The sequence below is a fragment of the Candidatus Pantoea deserta genome, assembly GCF_003813865.1.
Lineage (GTDB): Bacteria > Pseudomonadota > Gammaproteobacteria > Enterobacterales > Enterobacteriaceae > Pantoea > Pantoea deserta.
On sequence record NZ_RMVG01000003.1, the window covers coordinates 33,839 to 50,284 of the forward strand.

Sequence of the window (16,446 nt, forward strand, 5' to 3'; positions counted from 1 at the left end):
GTCTGGAGAGGTAAGGGAAAGCAAAGCGAAAGCATTCTGCGAGTCGCACCACAGGCGATCACACTTATTTTCAATTTTATCAAACCTGTTTATGCCTTTTGCCGTAAAACGAGCCGCCTGTTTTCCCGTAACCCTGAGGATGAAGTGTTGAAAAGGCGTCTGTTGATTACTCTGACTGGAACTTTACTTTTGGCTTCGCTGGCTCATGCCGACGATATGCCGTTTTCCCTGACGCCGCCGACGATTGACGCCGCTTCATGGGTGCTGATGGATGCCACCACAGGGCAGGTGCTGACGGCGGGCAATCCAGACGAACGCCGCAATCCGGCCAGCCTGACCAAGCTGATGACCGGCTACGTGGTAGACCGCGCCATCGACGCCAAAAAGATTACCCGCGACGATGTGGTGCCGGTCGGCAAAGACGCCTGGGCCGCGGGCAATCCGGTGTTTAAAGGCTCCTCGCTGATGTTTATTAAGCCTGGCGATAAGATCACAGTGCGCGATCTCAGCCGCGGCGTGATTATCGATTCCGGCAACGACGCCTGCGTGGCGCTGGCCGATTACGTGGCGGGCAGCCAGCAGAACTTCGTCAATATGATGAACCAGTACGTGCAGAAGCTGGGGCTGACCAACACCCATTTTGAAACCGTGCACGGTCTCGACGCGCCAGGCCAGTTCTCTTCCGCGCTGGATATGGCGAAGCTGTCGCGCGCCATCATCAGCGGCGAACCTGACTTCTACGCCATGTACAGCGAGAAAACCCTCACCTGGAACGGCATTACCCAGAACAACCGTAACGGCCTGCTGTGGGATAACAGCCTGCACGTCGATGGCCTGAAAACCGGCCATACCGAAACGGCGGGCTTTAATATCATCGCGTCGAACGTCGTCGGCCAGCACCGGCTGATCGCCGTGGTGATGGGCGGCAAAAGCCCGAAAGGGCGCGAAGAGCAGGCGCGCAAGCTGCTGGTGTGGGGTCAGAATACCTTTGATACCGTGCAGCTGTTCCACGCCGGAAAAGCGATCGGCAGCGAAACTGTCTGGTACGGCAATCCGCACAGCGTGGCGGTCGGCACCGCAAACGACGTCTACCTGTCGCTGCCGCGCAGCGAGATCCAGAGCGTGAAGGCCAAATATGTGATCAACCGAAAGGATCTTGAGGCGCCGTTGAAAGCCAACGAAACCATCGGGGAAATTCAGGTCTTCGACAAAGAGAAACAGCTGGCAAGCTATCCGCTGGTGGCGTTGAAAGCGGTGGAAAAAGCGGGCGTCATTACGCGTATTCAGGACTATCTGAAACAGACGTTTTGACTCACAGCAGGCGGCCTCCCTGCCGCCTGCTGCGTGCCTTCAGCTCCTCTTTGACCTGTTTAACTTCGCTGGCTGAAACCGGCGCGGCGGCATTGCCCCAGCTGTTACGCACACAGGCGAGCACGGCGGCGATCTGCGCGTTATCAGGACTCCGGCAAACAACGGCATGGCGGGGGGCCGTGGGGCGCGCGGCGCTCCTTTCAGAGAGACGGCGGCGGTGACGCCGAGCGTCTACCTGCTCAACGGCTGTCGTCGCGTGACGCCCGGCAGCGTTTTGGCTTTTTTTTCATGGCGCTCTCTTAATTCTGTTATCAAATAAACGAATATGGAAGAAACAGTTATAGGGCTGTTTTAATAAATTTATGCGGGCGTAGATCTAATGTTGATAATTGTAAGGATGTGTCAAAACTGCCTTGAAATGTAGAAGCGTCATTAAGCCTTAGCAACGTCATGGGATACTATAACGCACTTTATAATCCTTAGCCGGAAAGCCACTTTGCGCCCAGATAAGCCCATATCGAACATAGAATTTTGGTTCTATCGCCACTACCGCAGCGTGCATGGCGTGCGCATTGCCATTGCCTTTTTACTCACCTTTTTACTGGTACGATTTACCGGTATTCCAGAGGGCACCTGGCCGCTGATTACGCTGGTGGTGGTGATGGGGCCGATCTCCACATGGGGGAATGTTTTCCCGCGCGCCATTCAGCGCATCTGCGGCACCTTCGCCGGTTCCATATCGGGTCTGATCGCCCTGAAGCTGGAGCTGATGTCGCTGCCGGTGATGCTCGCCTGGTGCGGCGTCGTCATGATGGTGTGCGGCTATCTGACGCTGGGGAAACATCCCTATATGGCGCTGCTGATCGGCATCACGCTCAGCGTGGTGGTGGGCGCGCCCGCAGGCGACTTCACCGTGGCGTTGTGGCGCGGCGGCGATGTGATCCTCGGCTCGCTGCTGGCGCTGCTGTTCAGCGCAATCTGGGCGCAGCGCGCCTACACCCACTGGCGCATCCAGCTGTCCGACTCGCTGGCGGAAATCGCCAAAATTTACCACGCCGGTTTCTCGCCGAACCTGATTGACAAGCCGCGCCTGAAGAAGCCGCTGGGCAAGCTGCTCACCAGCGTAGTGAAAATGCGCGCGCTGCTGGTGCCGGCCAGTAAAGAGACGCGTATTCCCAAATCGGTGTTTGAGGCGATTCAGACCATCAACCGGAATATGGTGAATACCGTAGAGATGCAGATCGAAGCCTGGTGGGCCTCGCGCGAAAGTCATCTGATCATGCTCAACGCGCCGACGCTGCGCCGCACCCAGCAGATGACGGAAAAAACGATGCGCGCGCTGTCTGTGCTGGCGCTGCGCGGTGAAACCGAGGAGGTCGTCGCCAACAGCCATGAACTGACGGAGATTACGCGCGAGCTGAAGCAGCTTATCGCCGAAGCCGGCAGCGAGCGGCTGGAAGAGACGCCGATTTACGGCTATGTCTGGCTAAGCCTGGAGCTGGCGAAGCAGCTGGAGCGTATGACCGATCTGCTGCGTCTCGCGCTGCGCAAATAATCACCAGGGACAATGACTTAATGCGAAAGGCGTATTCTTTGCGCTAAGATAAGCGCCAGTCCGATTTTAGCGGCGACAATTGTCGCCCCGGCTGGCGAACCGCTAAGCTGAAGGTTATGACTCTACTCCCTGCGTAAGCAGGCCCAATAAAAGGTGCCACCATGGAAAATGCCAAGCAATCATTTCAGGACGTACTGGAGTTTGTGCGTATGTTCCGTCGTAAAAACAAACTGCAACGTGAAATCACTGATAATGAAAAGAAAATCCGTGATAACCAGAAGCGTGTCCTGTTGCTGGACAACCTGAGCGAGTACATCAAGCCCGGCATGAGCATTGAAGCGATTCAGGAAATTATCGCCTCTATGCGTTCTGACTACGAAGATCGCGTAGATGAGTACATCATCAAAAATGCCGATCTGTCGAAAGAGCGCCGCGACCTGTCGAAAAAGCTGAAATCGCTGGGCGAACCGAAAGCGCAGTAAATGCGCGTCAGAGTGCCGAAACCCACGCCGGAGCGTGGGTTTTTTTTGCCTGCAATAACCTCAGCGGTTTTGCAGCTGGCGCGCAATCTGCTGAAGCTGCTGCGCCAGCGCGTCTAAATCCAGCGCCTCGCCGCCCGGCGCGGCGGTGGTTTCGCGCAGCACCAGTTCCGGCTCCAGCGATCGCGTCGGCGGCGCGCGGCCATCCAGCTGCGCCAGCAACATCTCAACGCTCTGTTCGCCCAGCGCGTGCAGGTCCTGACGCACCGTAGTCAGCGGCGGCTGATACCAGGCGCTTTCCGCGGTATCGTCGTAACCCGTGACGGAAATCTGCGCCGGAATCGCCACGCCATGCTGATGCAGCGCGCGCATCGCCCCCAGCGCCATCTGATCGTTGGCCACCAGCAGCGCCTGCGGCAGGCGGTCCGGCAGCTGTCGCAGCAGCGCCTGGTAGCCAGACTGCGCGCTCCAGTCGCCCTGCAACACGCAAAACGGCGTTAGCTGATGCGCCGCCAGCGCCTCGCGCCATGCGGCCTCGCGGCGCTGTGCGGAGATGGCCTGCGGCGGCCCGTTCAGCAGGCCAATCTGGCGATGCCCCAGCGCAACCAGATGCTCAACCGCCGCTCGCGCGCCGCACGCATTGGAATACTGGCACTGCGCTACCTTCGCCTCAGGCTCAACGTCCATAAAAATAACCGGCTTGCTGCCGCACAGCGTCTGGATCTGCTCCGCTTCGCTGGCGGCGAGCGGCAGGTTGATCATCAGCGCATCCACGCGCTGCGCCAGCAGTTCATTCACGGTATCGGCGACGCTGTGATGGCTGCGCATCGCAATTACCAGATGGTAACCGGCGCGGCTGGCGCGCTGCTGCACCGCCGAGGCGATCTGCGCCGGCGCCATCAGCGCCAGATCGCTGGTCGCCAGCCCAAGGGTGCGCGTCGTCTTGCCCGCCAGTTGCTGCGCCACGCGGTTTGGCACATAGTTGAGCTGCTGCATGGCCGCTTCCACTTTCGCGCGCGTGCGCGGCGACACCTGCGGCGAATGATTCAGCACGCGGGAAACAGTCTGATAGGAGACGCCGGCAAGGCGGGCGACGTCGTCAAGCGTAATGGCGCGGGAAGTCATTGATTTCTCCACAGGACAGAGGCGGGCAGTGTAGCAAAATTTTCGTCGCGACAGGACGTTCCGCAACGCCTGCGCGCCAACCGACCGGAGGAGACATGCAGCTTACCCAACAGGCTATTCAGGATCTCAATCTTATCGCCGCCTGGCTGGCGCTGGACGATATGCCTGTCGCAGGCGACATGGAAGCCGATATGGCGATACTGGCCGGGCATGCGGTGCTGCCGAATATTGAAGGCGCGGTGGCGCTGGCAAAACGGTTTTCGCTTCCTTTGCTGCTCAGCGGCGGTATTGGTCATGCCACCGGCGCGCTGGCGCAGGCGATGGCGCTGCATCCGCTCTACCGTGACATCGACACGCGCGGCAAAAGCGAGGCGCAGATGCTGGCCGACATCGCTCGCCTGTTTGGCGGCATCGCCGACGATCTGCTGCTGCTGGAAGGGGAGTCGCGCAATTCCGGCGAGAACGCCGCCTTTAGTCAGCGTCTGCTGGACGCGCAGGGGATTAGACCGCAGCGGGTGGTGCTGATTCAGGACCCGCTGCTCCAGCGGCGGACGGATGCCACCTTTCGCTGGCAGTGGCGCGACCGCGACGATGCGCCGGTGTTTATCAACTGGCCGGTCTTTACGCCCGTGCTGGCGCTGGACTCCGGCATGGTGCGTATTACCGGCGCGCCGCCGCAGGGGTTATGGTCAATGGAGCGCTTTGTCCAGCTGTTGATGGGTGAGGTGCAGCGCCTGCGCAACGATGAAAAAGGCTACGGGCCGCGCGGCGCAGGTTTCTTTGATGAGGTTGAGATGCCTGGCGAGATTGACGTTGCCTGGCATCGTCTGGCGGCGCTGCCCGCCGTCCAGGCGCGGCTGGCAGCGAAGCGATAGTTAACGCGTCTTCAGATAGACCTGCAAATTCACATTCACCGCATTTAGCAGCGGTACGCTGACGCCGTTTTGCGCGGCGCGCTGCACCAGGTCGCCGATGATCTGAGCGGCCTCGATGTCATAACCCTGGGTCAAATCGCGGTACATCGACGAGGTCATCGGCGTCGCGGGGTTGCTCAGCAGCTCGAAGATTTTCGCCGTTACCGCCGGACGCGGCTGATAGCCGTCGGCGGTAATGGTCGCCAGCACTTCGCTGAAAATCGCGCGCAGCAGCGCTTCGCCGCCGTCAGCGGTAAGAACCTGCTGCGTATCGCCGCGCGCCAGACAGCAGACTGCGCCCAGCGTGCTGAGCAGCAGCCACTTCTCCCAGAGTTCGCCGATGATGTTATCGGTGAAAAAGGTCTCCACGCTGGCGGCGCGCAGCGCCTCATCCACGCGCTGCAAACGCGCATCGTTATGGCCGTCGAGCGCGCCGTAATAGATCTGATGCAGCGCGGTCATCTGCACCACTTCGCCTTGCTCTCCCAGTGTGGCGTTAATCTTTACCAGCCCGCCAATAACCTTATCGCCGAAGCGATCGCGCAGCGTATCGAAATGGCGCATGCCGTTGAGGATCGGCATGATCAGCGTCTGCTCGCCAACGGCAGGCGCAATATCCTCTATCGCCTGCGCCAGACCAAAGCTCTTCACCGTCAGGATGATGAGATCGTAAACGCCGCTCAGCGATCCTGCCTGCGCCAGCTGAGGCTGTAGCTTTTCCACGCCCTGTGGGGTTCGCAGCACCAGCCCGGTCTTCTGGAGCTGCTGGAAACGGCGCTCGCGCACCAGGAATGTGACGTCACGCCCGGCCTGCGCCAGGCGCGCGCCGAAATAGCCGCCGGTCGCGCCGGCACCTACGATAAGAATGCGCATAATCGATTTTTCCGTTATCAGTTGAGAGTCTTACCTTAAAACCTGGCGGCGGCGGTTGCCAGCGCTGCGTTGTTCAGCCGCGCGCCAGCGCAGCCAGCAGCGCAGCCAGCAGGCCGGGAAAGCGCTGTTCCAGACAGTCGCGGCGTAGCGAAATCAGATTTTCCCGCCCGACGGGACGCTGCCAGATAATGCCGCTGTCGCGCAGTACGCGCCAGTGATGCGTCATGGTCGATTTCGCGATGTCGCCGCGTAGCGCATTGCAGCTCTGTTCGCCGTGCTGCGCCAGTGACTGCAACACCGCAAGGCGAACGGGATTGCCCAGCGCAAACAGCACCTGTTCCAGTTGGATGTCGTGCGGCTGCGGATGATTTTCCAGCATGAAATTCCTGTTCTACGATCTAAGGATTGCGCAATTATAGCTCAAACTGTTCGCATTTACTCGTACAGTTGGCCTAAGCTGCTTAGCGATGGCGCGCAATCCTGCGCGCCGCACCGACAGTCAACCGACTAAGGACGCATCATGCCCCGAACACTTCCCGTTGAGCGTTACCGCAACATCGGCATCTCCGCGCACATTGATGCCGGTAAAACGACCACAACCGAGCGCATCCTGTTTTATACCGGAATGAGCCATAAGCTGGGAGAAGTGCACGATGGCGCTGCAACGACCGACTGGATGGCGCAGGAGCAGGAGCGCGGCATCACTATTACGTCAGCCGCGGTCAGCTGTTTCTGGCCCGGCATGGACAACGCCTTCTCACCGCACCGCATCAATATTATCGACACCCCCGGTCACGTCGATTTTACCATTGAAGTTGAGCGCTCCATGCGCGTGCTGGACGGCGCGGTGATGGTGTATGACGCCGTTGGCGGCGTGCAGCCCCAGTCGGAAACGGTGTGGCGTCAGGCGAATAAATACCATGTTCCGCGCCTGGCGTTCGTGAACAAAATGGACCGTCAGGGCGCGGACTTCTTCCGCGTGGTGCAGATGATGAAAGACCGGCTTGGCGCCAGTCCGGTGCCGATCGTCATTCCTGTTGGCGCGGAAGAGCGCTTTAGCGGCGTAGTGGACCTGCTGAAAATGCAGGCGATCTACTGGGACGAGGCGTCGCAGGGCATGACTTTCAGCTACGCGCCGATTCCGGCCGAGCTGCTGGAGGAGGCGGCGGTCTGGCGCGAAAAAATGGTGTCGGCGGCGGCCGAGGCGAACGATGAGCTGATGGAAGCCTGGCTGGAGAGCGGCGATCTGGACCATGACCAGATTATCGCCGGGCTGCGCCAGCGCACGCTGCGCAACGAGATCCAGCCGATGCTGTGCGGCAGCGCCTTCAAGAATAAAGGGGTACAGCGCATGCTGGATGCGGTGATTGAGCTGATGCCGTCGCCCGCCGATATTCCGGCGATCAAAGGCGTGGATGAAGAGGGGAACGAGGCGGAGCGCCATCCGGGCGATGACGAACCCTTCTCGGCGCTGGCGTTTAAGCTGATGAGCGATCCCTTTGTCGGCCAGCTGACCTTTGTTCGCGTCTATTCCGGCGTGCTGCGTAAAGGCGACAGCGTCTGGAATGCGGTGAAGGGCAAGAAAGAGCGCATCGGCCGCATCGTGCAGATGCACGCTAACGCGCGTCATGAGATCGAGGAGATCCGCGCCGGCGACATTGCCGCCTGCGTCGGACTGAAAGAGGTTACTACGGGCGAAACGCTGTGCGATCCCAATGCCATCATTACCCTTGAGCGTATGGAGTTTCCGGAGCCGGTGATCTCGCTGTCGATTGAACCGAAAACCAAAGGCGATCAGGAGAAGATGAGTCTGGCATTGCAACGGCTGGCGGCAGAGGATCCCTCGTTCCGCCTGCACACCGACGAAGAGTCCGGGCAGGCGATCATTTCAGGTATGGGTGAACTGCACCTGGAGATCATCGTCGATCGCCTGAAACGGGAGTTCGGCGTTGAGGCTAATATTGGCCGACCGCAGGTGACCTATCGCGAAACGCTGCGCAAAGCGGCGCGCGACGTGGAAGGAAAATTTGTGCGCCAGTCGGGCGGTAAAGGTCAGTACGGCCATGTGGTGCTGACGCTGGAGCCGCAGGAGCCAGGCAGCGGCTTTCGCTTCGAGGACGCCACCAAAGGCGGCGTGGTGCCGCGCGAATATATCCCGTCGGTGGAGAAGGGGATTCGCGAAGCGCTCAATACCGGCGTGATTGCCGGCTACCCGATAGTGGACGTGAAAGCGACGCTGACTTTCGGCTCGTATCACGATGTGGACTCATCGGAAATGGCGTTCCGCATGGCGGCCATTCTCGGCTTTCGCGCCGCCGCGAAGCAGGCCGATCCGGTGCTGCTGGAGCCGGTGATGAAGGTGGAAGTGGAGACGCCGGAAGAGTACGCGGGAGGCATTATGGGCGATCTCTCGTCACGACGCGGGCATGTGCAGGGGATGGATGAGCGCTTTGGCGGTCGCATTATCCGCGCCGAAGTGCCGCTGGCGGAGATGTTCGGCTACTCGACGGCGCTGCGCTCGCTGACGCAGGGACGCGCCACCTACAGCATGGAGTTTGACCATTACGCGCAGGCGCCGCGTCAGGTAGCCGATGCGGTGGTCGCCGCGCGTCGCTGAGTGTTACGCTAACTGATGGCATGGACGCCATCCTGCTCTAATCCCGCCTCACGTCAAACCATTGTCACTATTCTCGTTTTACTTCGCCTGACGCAGCTTTTAATAATTTTGCGGCATCTCTTTTTGCGCCCGCCGCTGGCGCGCGCCTTTATTCTCTGAGAACAAGGACATTATGAAAGCGAATTCAATAAGCGTTGCGCTGGGCATGTTCTACCTGCTGGGAAACAGCGCTGCTCTCTCTGCTGCTGAACAGCCGCGCGCTGGCGGCAGCTTTACCGTCGGCGTCGAAACTGAACCCAACACCTTCAATCCGCAGCTCAACGGCCAGGCAAAGGCGGACGTGACGCTGCGCAACGTCTGGGAGTCGCTGCTGGCGCGCCGCCCTGACGGCAGCTTTGCGCCCTGGCTGGCGGAAAGCTATCAGGCCAGTCCGGACGGCAGCCGCTACCGTTTTACGCTGCGCCGCGACGTGACCTTTTCCAATGGCGAAAAGCTGGATGCGCAGGCGGTAGCGGAAAATTTCCGCCATACGCAGGATGCGAAATATTGCGCCGGGAGCAGTCTGTGCATGATGGGCGCGCGCATCAGCCGCATCGAGACGCCAGACGACTTCACGGTGGTGATTAACCTGAAGCAGGGCTATACGCCGTTTCTGTCATTTGCCGCCGCGCTGGAAATCCTTGCGCCCGCCAGCTGGCGGTCGGCGCAGCTGAAATCGGGCGGCAAGGAGATTGCCGGAACCGGTCCCTTTATTCTCGACAGCTACGAAAAAGGCCAGCAGGTCACCTTTGTCAGGAATCCGAATTATCACTGGGCGCCCGCAACCGCGAAACACCAGGGACCGGCGTATCTCGATCGCGTTACCTACCGCTTCCTGCCGGAATCCTCGGTGCGCACCGGCGCGCTGCTCTCCGGCCAGGTCGATGCTATTGAAGGCATCTCCGGCAACGACGCGGGCGAATTTAAACAGACCGACGACTTTACTTATCAGCACGCGCTCAATACCGGCACGCCGTACTCTCTCTACCTCAATGTGGAATATGGCCCGACGCAGGATGCGCGCGTGCGCCAGGCGATAGTCAGCGGTCTGGATATCGATCCGCTGCTCAGGTCGGTCTATCGCGGCGAACGCACCCGCGGCTGGGGCATTACCTCGCCGGTGGAGCCGCTCTATGACAACAGGCTGGAAGGCAAATACGGCAACCAGCCGGACGCGGCCAACAGGCTGCTGGACGAGGCGGGCTGGACGGCGCGCGACAGTGAGGGCTTTCGCAGCAAAAACGGTCAGCGGCTGAGCATTGAGGTGATCCAGGCGCAGGCCACGGTGCGCGACCAGCGCGACGTGCTGCTTCAGGCGATTCAGGCGCAGGCTCGCCAGAGGCTTGGCGTCGACTTTAGGCTGCGCTACGTCGATTCCGGCACCTATGCCGAGGTGCGCAACAGCGGCAAATTCGGCGCCATTGCCAACTCCAATACCGAAACCGACGGTATCGATATTGAAAACCACTACCGGCCCATCAGCCAGGGCGGGGCGATTAACTACAGCCGGGTCAACGATGCGCAGATCAATGCGCTGCTGGATAAAGCCGCCAGCACGCTGGACGTCGCGCAGCGTCGTCAGGACTACAGCGAACTGCAAAACCGCGCGCTGCTTCAGCTGGCGCTGGCGGTGCCGCTCTATCAGCCGGAAGATCAGATCGCTGCCGCTCGCTATGTCCACGGCTACGGCTTTCGCAGCTTTAAGCAGATGCCGGAAAATGCCTATGACGTATGGCTGAGCGATCGTTAATTAACGGCGCTCTTCGATCAATTTGTTATTTCATTATGCGCAGGGCGCAATATTTTTGTGCCCTGCTGCGGGGGATTCCCGTATTCAACAAAAGGATTGTCATTATTGTCGGTTTACATTTGTCACGCTGAATTTTAATAATTTCCCGGTAATTAACCGAGAGAGAAATAATATGAGCCAGTCTGTTCAGGTGGCAAAGCCTGAGGATGCGGAAGAGATCTTTGCCCTGCTGCAACGCGCCTACGCCACCTTGCTGGCGCAAGATATTCATTTCACCATTACGCAGGGCAACGTCAGTCAGGTGCGCCAGACCATCGAGCGTGAAACCGTGCTGGTGCTGCGTAAGTGGCAGCGGGCCGTCGCTACAGTGACGGTGCGCTTTCCCTGGACGCAGGAGGCGAATGCGCCGTCGCAGCTGCCGTTTATCCACTGGTTCGCCGTCGATCCGGATTTTAAAGGCCAGGGCTATGGCCGTGAAATAATTAGCTGGGCTGAGGATCGCTTATTAAAAGAGACGTTAAAAGCGCCTGGCGTTTATCTGGCAACGGCGGTTAAACATCCGTGGCTAAGCGAGTTATATCAGCGCCGTGGCTATCAGCCTTTTTATCATCGTACTAATCCTCTCGGCGAAGCGTTGGTTTTTCTGAAAAAAGAATTTCACTCTGACGCCTCGTCCGATATGGCTCGCTCGGCCTGATTTTTATAATAAAACACACCTGCATTTAATAAGGATAATATGAACAAAACTTTTACCCTGGCGCTGGGTTTCACCTCTCTGTTGGGAAGCGCATCCCCTCTGCTGGCCGCTGAGGCTCCGCGCAGCGGCGGCCATCTTACGGTTGGCGTCGAGACCGAACCGACCACCTTTAACCCGCAGCTTAACGGCCAGGACAAAGCGGAAATCACCCTGCGCAACTTCTGGGAATCGCTGCTGGCGCGCCGCCCCGACGGCAGCTTTGTGCCCTGGCTGGCGGAAAGCTATCAGGTCAGCCCGGACGGCAAAACGCTGCGCTTTACGCTGCGCCGCGACGTGGTTTTCTCTAACGGCGAAAAGCTGAACGCTCAGGCGGTGGCAGAGAATTTCCGCCATACCCAGGATGCGAAATACTGCGCAGGAACCAGCCTGTGCCTGATGGGCACCCATATCGCCAGCATCGAGACGCCGGACGACGCCACGGTAGTGATTAACCTCAACGCCACTTATTCGCCTTTCCTGTCGTTCGCCGCCGGTTTGCAAATCCTTGCGCCCGCCAGCTGGCAGTCGGCGCAGCTAAAATCGGGCGGCAAAGAGCTCGCCGGAACCGGTCCCTTTATTCTCGACAGCTACGAAAAGGGCCAGCAGGTCACCTTTGTCAGAAACCCGAACTACCGCTGGGCACCAGCGACCGCGAAACACCAGGGACCGGCGTATCTTGAGCGCGTTACCTACCGCTTCCTGCCGGAATCCTCGGTGCGTAGCGGCGCGCTGCTCTCCGGCCAGGTCGATGCTATTGAGGGCATCTCCGGCAACGATGCGGGCGAGTTTAAAGACAACAGCGATTTCACCTACCAGCATGCGCTGAATACCGGCACCCCCTATTCGCTGTTCCTTAACGTTGAATATGGCCCGACGCAGGACGTGCGCGTGCGTCAGGCGCTGCTTCAGGGGCTGGATATCGACCCGCTGCTTAAGTCGGTCTATCGCGGCGAGCGCACCCGCGCATGGGGTATTACCTCGCCGGTCGATCCGCTGTATGACAGAGGGCTGGAAGGCAAATACGGCAACCAGCCGGACGCGGCCAACAAACTGCTGGACGAGGCGGGCTGGACGGCGCGCGATAGCGAAGGCTTCCGCACCAGAGAGGGCCAGCGTTTGCGCATTGAGCTGATCCAGGCACAGGCCACGGTGCGCGATCAGCGCGACGTGCTGCTTCAGGCGATTCAGGCGCAGGCGCGCCAGCGGCTCGGCGTCGACCTCAAACTCAACTATGTCGATTCCGGCACCTACACCGAGGTGCGCGCCAGCGGCAAGTTCGGCACCATCGCTAACTCCAACACGCCAACCGACGGCGTCGATATTGAGAACCACTACCGACCCATTAAGCAGGGCGGGGCGATCAACTACAGCCGCGTCAACGACGCGCAGATCAACGCGCTGCTGGATAAGGCCGCCGGGTCGCTGGACATCGCCCAGCGCCGCCAGGCCTACAGCGATCTGCAAGCGCGGGCGCTGACCGATCTGGCGCTGGCGCTGCCGCTCTACGAGCCGGAAGACCAGCTTGCCACCGCCAGCTACGTACACGGCTACGGCTTTCGCAGCTACAAACAGATGCCGGAAAGCGTTTACGACGTCTGGCTCAGCGAACACTAACAGGAGGCGAGGATGAGTCTGGAAAGCATCGCAACCCGCGTGCCGCGTAAGCCCACGCCGCCGCTCTGGCGCAGCGCGCTGGCCCGGCGCATCGGCAGGCGTTTGCTCGGCGGCGTGCTGGTGCTGTGGGCCGCCGTCACGCTGGCCTTTCTCGGCGTGCATCTGGCCCCCGGCGATATTGTGAGCCTGCTGATTGGCGAACAGGTGCGCACGGCGGCCATCGAAGCGGCAATTCGCGCAGAATGGGGGCTGAACGAGCCATTATGGCTGCAATATCTGCACTATTTATGGCGCGTGCTGCACGGTGATTTCGGGCGTTCCTATATCCTCAATACCGAGGTCAGCCATCTGCTGGCGACGCAGCTGTGGCCGACCATCAGGCTGACGCTGGCCGCGCTATTAGTCAGCCTTGTTTTCGCCGTCGCGGTGGCGGTGACCACCGCGCATCGCCGCTGGGGCCGCCGTGTGGCCAACGCGGTAGAGCTGCTGCTCGCCTCTACGCCGTCGTTCTGGATGGGCATCGTGCTGCTGTTTGTTTTCAGCTTTACGCTGCGCTGGTTCCCGGTCGCGGGCGACCGCTCGCTCTCTTCGCTGGTGCTGCCCGCGCTGGCGCTGGGACTGGCGCAGGGCGCGGTGGTGGCGCAACTGCTGCGGCGCGAGCTGGAGCACGCGCTGGATGCTCCCTTTACGTTGACGCTGCGCGCCTGGGGCGTCGGCGACACCACCATTCGTTTGCGCCACGCGCTGCGCCATGCCGCCTTGCCCGCCGTAACCTTAACCGGCTGGCTGGTAGGCGGTCTGCTGAGCGGCGCGGTCATTACCGAGCAGGTGTTTGGCCGTCCTGGACTGGGCAAGCTGACGGTGGACGCCGTCCTAGCGAAAGATCTACCGGTAGTGCTGGCCGTAGCCATTTTATCTGCGCTGATCTACGTGGTGATGAGCACGCTGGTGGACATTCTGGCGCTGTGGATCGATCCGCGCCTGCGTGGGGAGAATCAATAATGCAAGCCATTCTGCAACGCGTTTCCTTTTCGCTCCCCGCCGCCGTATGGGCGGCGATCCTCTTTCTGTTTCTGGTGCTGCTGGCGGTGGTCGCTCCGCAGTGGCTGGCGCACGGCGATCCGCTGCTGGCCGATCCGCTCAACGCCCAGCTGCCGCCTTCGGCGCAGCACTGGCTCGGCACCGATCAGCTCGGACGCGATCTGCTGACGCGGGTCATTTACGGCAGCCGCTATTCGCTGCTGATCAGCGTCGCGGCGATGGCGCTGGCGGTGCTGTCTGGCACGCTGCTCGGGCTGGCCGCCGCGCTCTCCCGCGGCATTGTCGATGAGCTACTGAGTCGCGCGGTGGACGTGATCTCCGCCTTTCCCGATCTGCTGCTGGCGCTGATGCTGATCGCCTTTACCGGACCAGGCACCAGTAACCTCATTATCGCCCTTGGCGTGGCGTCGGTGCCGCGCTTCGCCCGCGTGGTGCGCGCGCAAACCTGGCGCGTCATGACCTCTGGCTACGTTGAGCAGGCGCGCACCTTCGGCCTGTCACGCGCCACGCTGATCCTGCGCCATATTCTGCCGCACGCCATTGCGCAGGTGCCTGCGCTGGCGACGCTGGGGCTGGGCACCGCCATTATCGGCACCGCCGGACTGAGCTTTCTCGGTATGGGGCCGCAGCCGCCGACCGCGGAGTGGGGGCTGATGCTGGCGGAAGGGCGCAACTACCTGCGCAACGCCTGGTGGATCGCCGTCTGGCCGGGCGTGTTTATCACGCTGACGGTGATTGCGGTTAACACGCTGGGGCGCTACTGGCAGGCGCGTTTTGAAGGAGGCGAAGCATGAATCCGGTGATTGATATTCAGAATCTTTGCATCCGTTTTGGCCCGCACTACGTGGTGAAAAATCTCGATTTGCAGGTGCAGCCGGGCGAGTCGGTGGCGCTGGTAGGGGAATCTGGCTCCGGCAAAACCCTGACGGCGCGCAGCCTGGTTGGGCTATTGCCTGAAGGCGCCACCTTTAGCGCCGATCGCTTTGTTATCGACGGCCGCGATATGCGCCGGGCCGGGCGCGACGCGTGGCGCGCGCTGCGCGGTCGACGCATCGGCTATGTGTTGCAGGATGCGCTGGTGTCGCTCGATCCGCTGCGGCGCATTGGCCAGCAGCTGACGGATGCGCTCAGCGCCGCCGGACAGCGCGGCGCGCTGGAAGCGCAAAGCATCAAACTCCTGCAGGCGGCGGGCATTGCTGACGCCGAAAGCCGCCTGGCGCGCTATCCACATCAGCTCTCGGGCGGGCAGCGCCAGCGCGCGCTGATCGCCGCCGCGCTGGCTGGCAGTCCGGCGCTGCTGATTGCCGATGAGCCAACGACCGCGCTGGATATGACGGTGCAGCGGCAGATTCTCCAGCTGCTGGCGCAGCGCCGCCGCGACGGCCACGCGCTGTTGCTGATTAGCCACGACCTGGCGGTGGTGTCCGAGCTGGCGGATCGCGTGCTGGTGATGCGTGACGGCGAAGTAGTCGAGCAGGGCGACTGTGGAGCGCTGCTGGCGCGGCCGCAGCATCCCTGGACGCAGCGCCTGCTGCGCGCGGTGCCGACGCCCGCCACGCGCGGCCTGCGCCTGAGCGCCACCGAGCCGACGCCGCTGCCGCCGCGTCCGCAGCCGGGCAACGCCCCCTTGCTGGAGGCGATCGGGCTGAACAAGTCATACGGCGACCGCCAGGTCTTGAACAATATTCATTTCCGACTCCATCCGGGGGAAACCCTCGGCGTCGTGGGCGAGTCGGGATCGGGCAAGACCTCGCTGGTCAAAGTGGTGATGGGCCTGACCGAACCGGACAGCGGCACGCTGCTGCTGGAGGGCAGCCGCTGGGATCGGCTCAAGGAAAACGCGCGCCGCGCACGGCGGGCGCGGTTGCAGCTGATCGCCCAGGATCCTTTCAGCTCTTTCGATCCGCGTTACACCGTAGAAAAGATTATCGGCGAAAGCCTCGACAGCGCGGGCATCTTTGGTGATGCGCGGCGACGGCGCGTGCGTCAGCTTCTGGACGAGGTGCAGCTCGGCGACCGTTTTCTCGATCGTTACCCGCGGCAGCTTTCCGGCGGTCAGCGTCAGCGCGTGGCTATCGCCCGCGCCTTTGCGCCCAGTCCGGCGCTGCTGGTGGCGGACGAACCGGTCAGCGCGCTTGACGTCTCGGTGCAGGCCCAGGTGCTGGATCTGCTGGCCGATATGCAGGCCGAACACGGCACCGCTCTGCTGTTTATTTCTCACGATCTTGGCGTCATCCAGCATCTGGCCGATCGCGTGCTGGTGATGCAAAACGGGCAGGTAGTGGAAAGCGGCGATCTGCGTCAGGTGTTCGACGCGCCGCAGCATCCCTGGACGCAAAAACTGTTGCAGGCTTTGCCGGTGCTTCCCGCCTGGCGGCCCGCTGTCGCCTAA

General features: G+C 61.1%; 14 protein-coding genes. 11 read left to right on the top strand and 3 right to left on the bottom strand.

Annotated features, from left to right (window positions below):
- Positions 1 to 147 precede the first annotated feature (147 nt).
- The 3 genes from dacD to tmaR all read left to right on the top strand — a co-directional run bounded on the left by dacD (position 148) and on the right by tmaR (position 3,348).
- Positions 148 to 1,311, top strand: coding sequence for a serine-type D-Ala-D-Ala carboxypeptidase DacD (dacD, locus tag BBB56_RS05245; RefSeq protein WP_199756200.1), 1,164 nt, complete (start codon positions 148 to 150; stop codon positions 1,309 to 1,311).
- A gap of 496 nt (positions 1,312 to 1,807) precedes the next feature.
- Complete coding sequence (locus BBB56_RS05250; RefSeq protein ID WP_123799507.1) at positions 1,808 to 2,866, top strand: FUSC family protein; 1,059 nt, start codon at positions 1,808 to 1,810, stop codon at positions 2,864 to 2,866.
- 161 nt (positions 2,867 to 3,027) lie between these two features.
- Positions 3,028 to 3,348, top strand: coding sequence for a PTS system regulator TmaR (tmaR, locus tag BBB56_RS05255; protein ID WP_123799510.1), 321 nt, complete (start codon positions 3,028 to 3,030; stop codon positions 3,346 to 3,348).
- Positions 3,349 to 3,408: 60 nt separating this feature from the next.
- Here the strand turns inward: tmaR and BBB56_RS05260 are convergent, their stop codons facing one another.
- Complete coding sequence (locus BBB56_RS05260) at positions 3,409 to 4,470, bottom strand: LacI family DNA-binding transcriptional regulator (protein ID WP_123799512.1); 1,062 nt, start codon at positions 4,468 to 4,470, stop codon at positions 3,409 to 3,411.
- 95 nt (positions 4,471 to 4,565) lie between these two features.
- On the opposite strand from BBB56_RS05260, the gene BBB56_RS05265 reads away from it, so the two are divergent.
- A complete protein-coding gene (locus tag BBB56_RS05265; RefSeq protein ID WP_123799514.1) occupies positions 4,566 to 5,345 on the top strand; it encodes a YdcF family protein in 780 nt (259 codons plus the stop codon).
- Here the strand turns inward: BBB56_RS05265 and BBB56_RS05270 are convergent, their stop codons facing one another.
- Entirely contained in the window at positions 5,346 to 6,257 is a 912-nt protein-coding gene (locus BBB56_RS05270; RefSeq protein ID WP_123799516.1) for a ketopantoate reductase family protein, read from the bottom strand.
- A 73-nt stretch (positions 6,258 to 6,330) separates the two neighbouring features.
- Positions 6,331 to 6,636 (bottom strand): ArsR/SmtB family transcription factor, encoded by a 306-nt coding sequence (locus tag BBB56_RS05275; protein WP_123799518.1) that lies wholly within the window; start codon positions 6,634 to 6,636, stop codon positions 6,331 to 6,333.
- A 141-nt stretch (positions 6,637 to 6,777) separates the two neighbouring features.
- On the opposite strand from BBB56_RS05275, the gene fusA reads away from it, so the two are divergent.
- The 7 genes from fusA (at position 6,778) to BBB56_RS05310 (ending at position 16,446) form a co-directional block, all read left to right on the top strand.
- Entirely contained in the window at positions 6,778 to 8,874 is a 2,097-nt protein-coding gene (gene fusA / locus BBB56_RS05280; RefSeq protein ID WP_123799520.1) for an elongation factor G, read from the top strand.
- A gap of 172 nt (positions 8,875 to 9,046) precedes the next feature.
- On the top strand, positions 9,047 to 10,663 hold the full coding sequence (locus BBB56_RS05285) for an ABC transporter substrate-binding protein (RefSeq protein WP_123799521.1): 1,617 nt from the start codon (positions 9,047 to 9,049) through the stop codon (positions 10,661 to 10,663).
- Between the two features lie 172 nt (positions 10,664 to 10,835).
- Complete coding sequence (locus BBB56_RS05290; protein WP_123799523.1) at positions 10,836 to 11,360, top strand: GNAT family N-acetyltransferase; 525 nt, start codon at positions 10,836 to 10,838, stop codon at positions 11,358 to 11,360.
- 39 nt (positions 11,361 to 11,399) lie between these two features.
- On the top strand, positions 11,400 to 13,013 hold the full coding sequence (locus tag BBB56_RS05295; protein ID WP_123799525.1) for an ABC transporter substrate-binding protein: 1,614 nt from the start codon (positions 11,400 to 11,402) through the stop codon (positions 13,011 to 13,013).
- A 12-nt stretch (positions 13,014 to 13,025) separates the two neighbouring features.
- Positions 13,026 to 14,015 (top strand): ABC transporter permease, encoded by a 990-nt coding sequence (locus tag BBB56_RS05300; protein ID WP_123799527.1) that lies wholly within the window; start codon positions 13,026 to 13,028, stop codon positions 14,013 to 14,015.
- A complete protein-coding gene (locus BBB56_RS05305; RefSeq protein ID WP_123799529.1) occupies positions 14,015 to 14,848 on the top strand; it encodes an ABC transporter permease in 834 nt (277 codons plus the stop codon). The genes BBB56_RS05300 and BBB56_RS05305 overlap by 1 nt, the downstream gene beginning before the upstream one ends.
- Complete coding sequence (locus tag BBB56_RS05310; RefSeq protein WP_123799531.1) at positions 14,845 to 16,446, top strand: dipeptide ABC transporter ATP-binding protein; 1,602 nt, start codon at positions 14,845 to 14,847, stop codon at positions 16,444 to 16,446. Before BBB56_RS05305 ends, BBB56_RS05310 begins: the two co-directional genes overlap by 4 nt.

Coding starts and splice junctions, on each gene's coding strand:
- tmaR (WP_123799510.1), top strand. CDS start 3,028: ATGGAAAATGCCAAGCAATCATTTCAGGACGTACTGGAGTTTGTGCGT.
- BBB56_RS05260 (WP_123799512.1), bottom strand. CDS start 4,470: ATGACTTCCCGCGCCATTACGCTTGACGACGTCGCCCGCCTTGCCGGC.
- BBB56_RS05265 (WP_123799514.1), top strand. CDS start 4,566: ATGCAGCTTACCCAACAGGCTATTCAGGATCTCAATCTTATCGCCGCC.
- BBB56_RS05270 (WP_123799516.1), bottom strand. CDS start 6,257: ATGCGCATTCTTATCGTAGGTGCCGGCGCGACCGGCGGCTATTTCGGC.
- BBB56_RS05275 (WP_123799518.1), bottom strand. CDS start 6,636: ATGCTGGAAAATCATCCGCAGCCGCACGACATCCAACTGGAACAGGTG.
- fusA (WP_123799520.1), top strand. CDS start 6,778: ATGCCCCGAACACTTCCCGTTGAGCGTTACCGCAACATCGGCATCTCC.
- BBB56_RS05285 (WP_123799521.1), top strand. CDS start 9,047: ATGAAAGCGAATTCAATAAGCGTTGCGCTGGGCATGTTCTACCTGCTG.
- BBB56_RS05290 (WP_123799523.1), top strand. CDS start 10,836: ATGAGCCAGTCTGTTCAGGTGGCAAAGCCTGAGGATGCGGAAGAGATC.
- BBB56_RS05295 (WP_123799525.1), top strand. CDS start 11,400: ATGAACAAAACTTTTACCCTGGCGCTGGGTTTCACCTCTCTGTTGGGA.
- BBB56_RS05300 (WP_123799527.1), top strand. CDS start 13,026: ATGAGTCTGGAAAGCATCGCAACCCGCGTGCCGCGTAAGCCCACGCCG.
- BBB56_RS05305 (WP_123799529.1), top strand. CDS start 14,015: ATGCAAGCCATTCTGCAACGCGTTTCCTTTTCGCTCCCCGCCGCCGTA.
- BBB56_RS05310 (WP_123799531.1), top strand. CDS start 14,845: ATGAATCCGGTGATTGATATTCAGAATCTTTGCATCCGTTTTGGCCCG.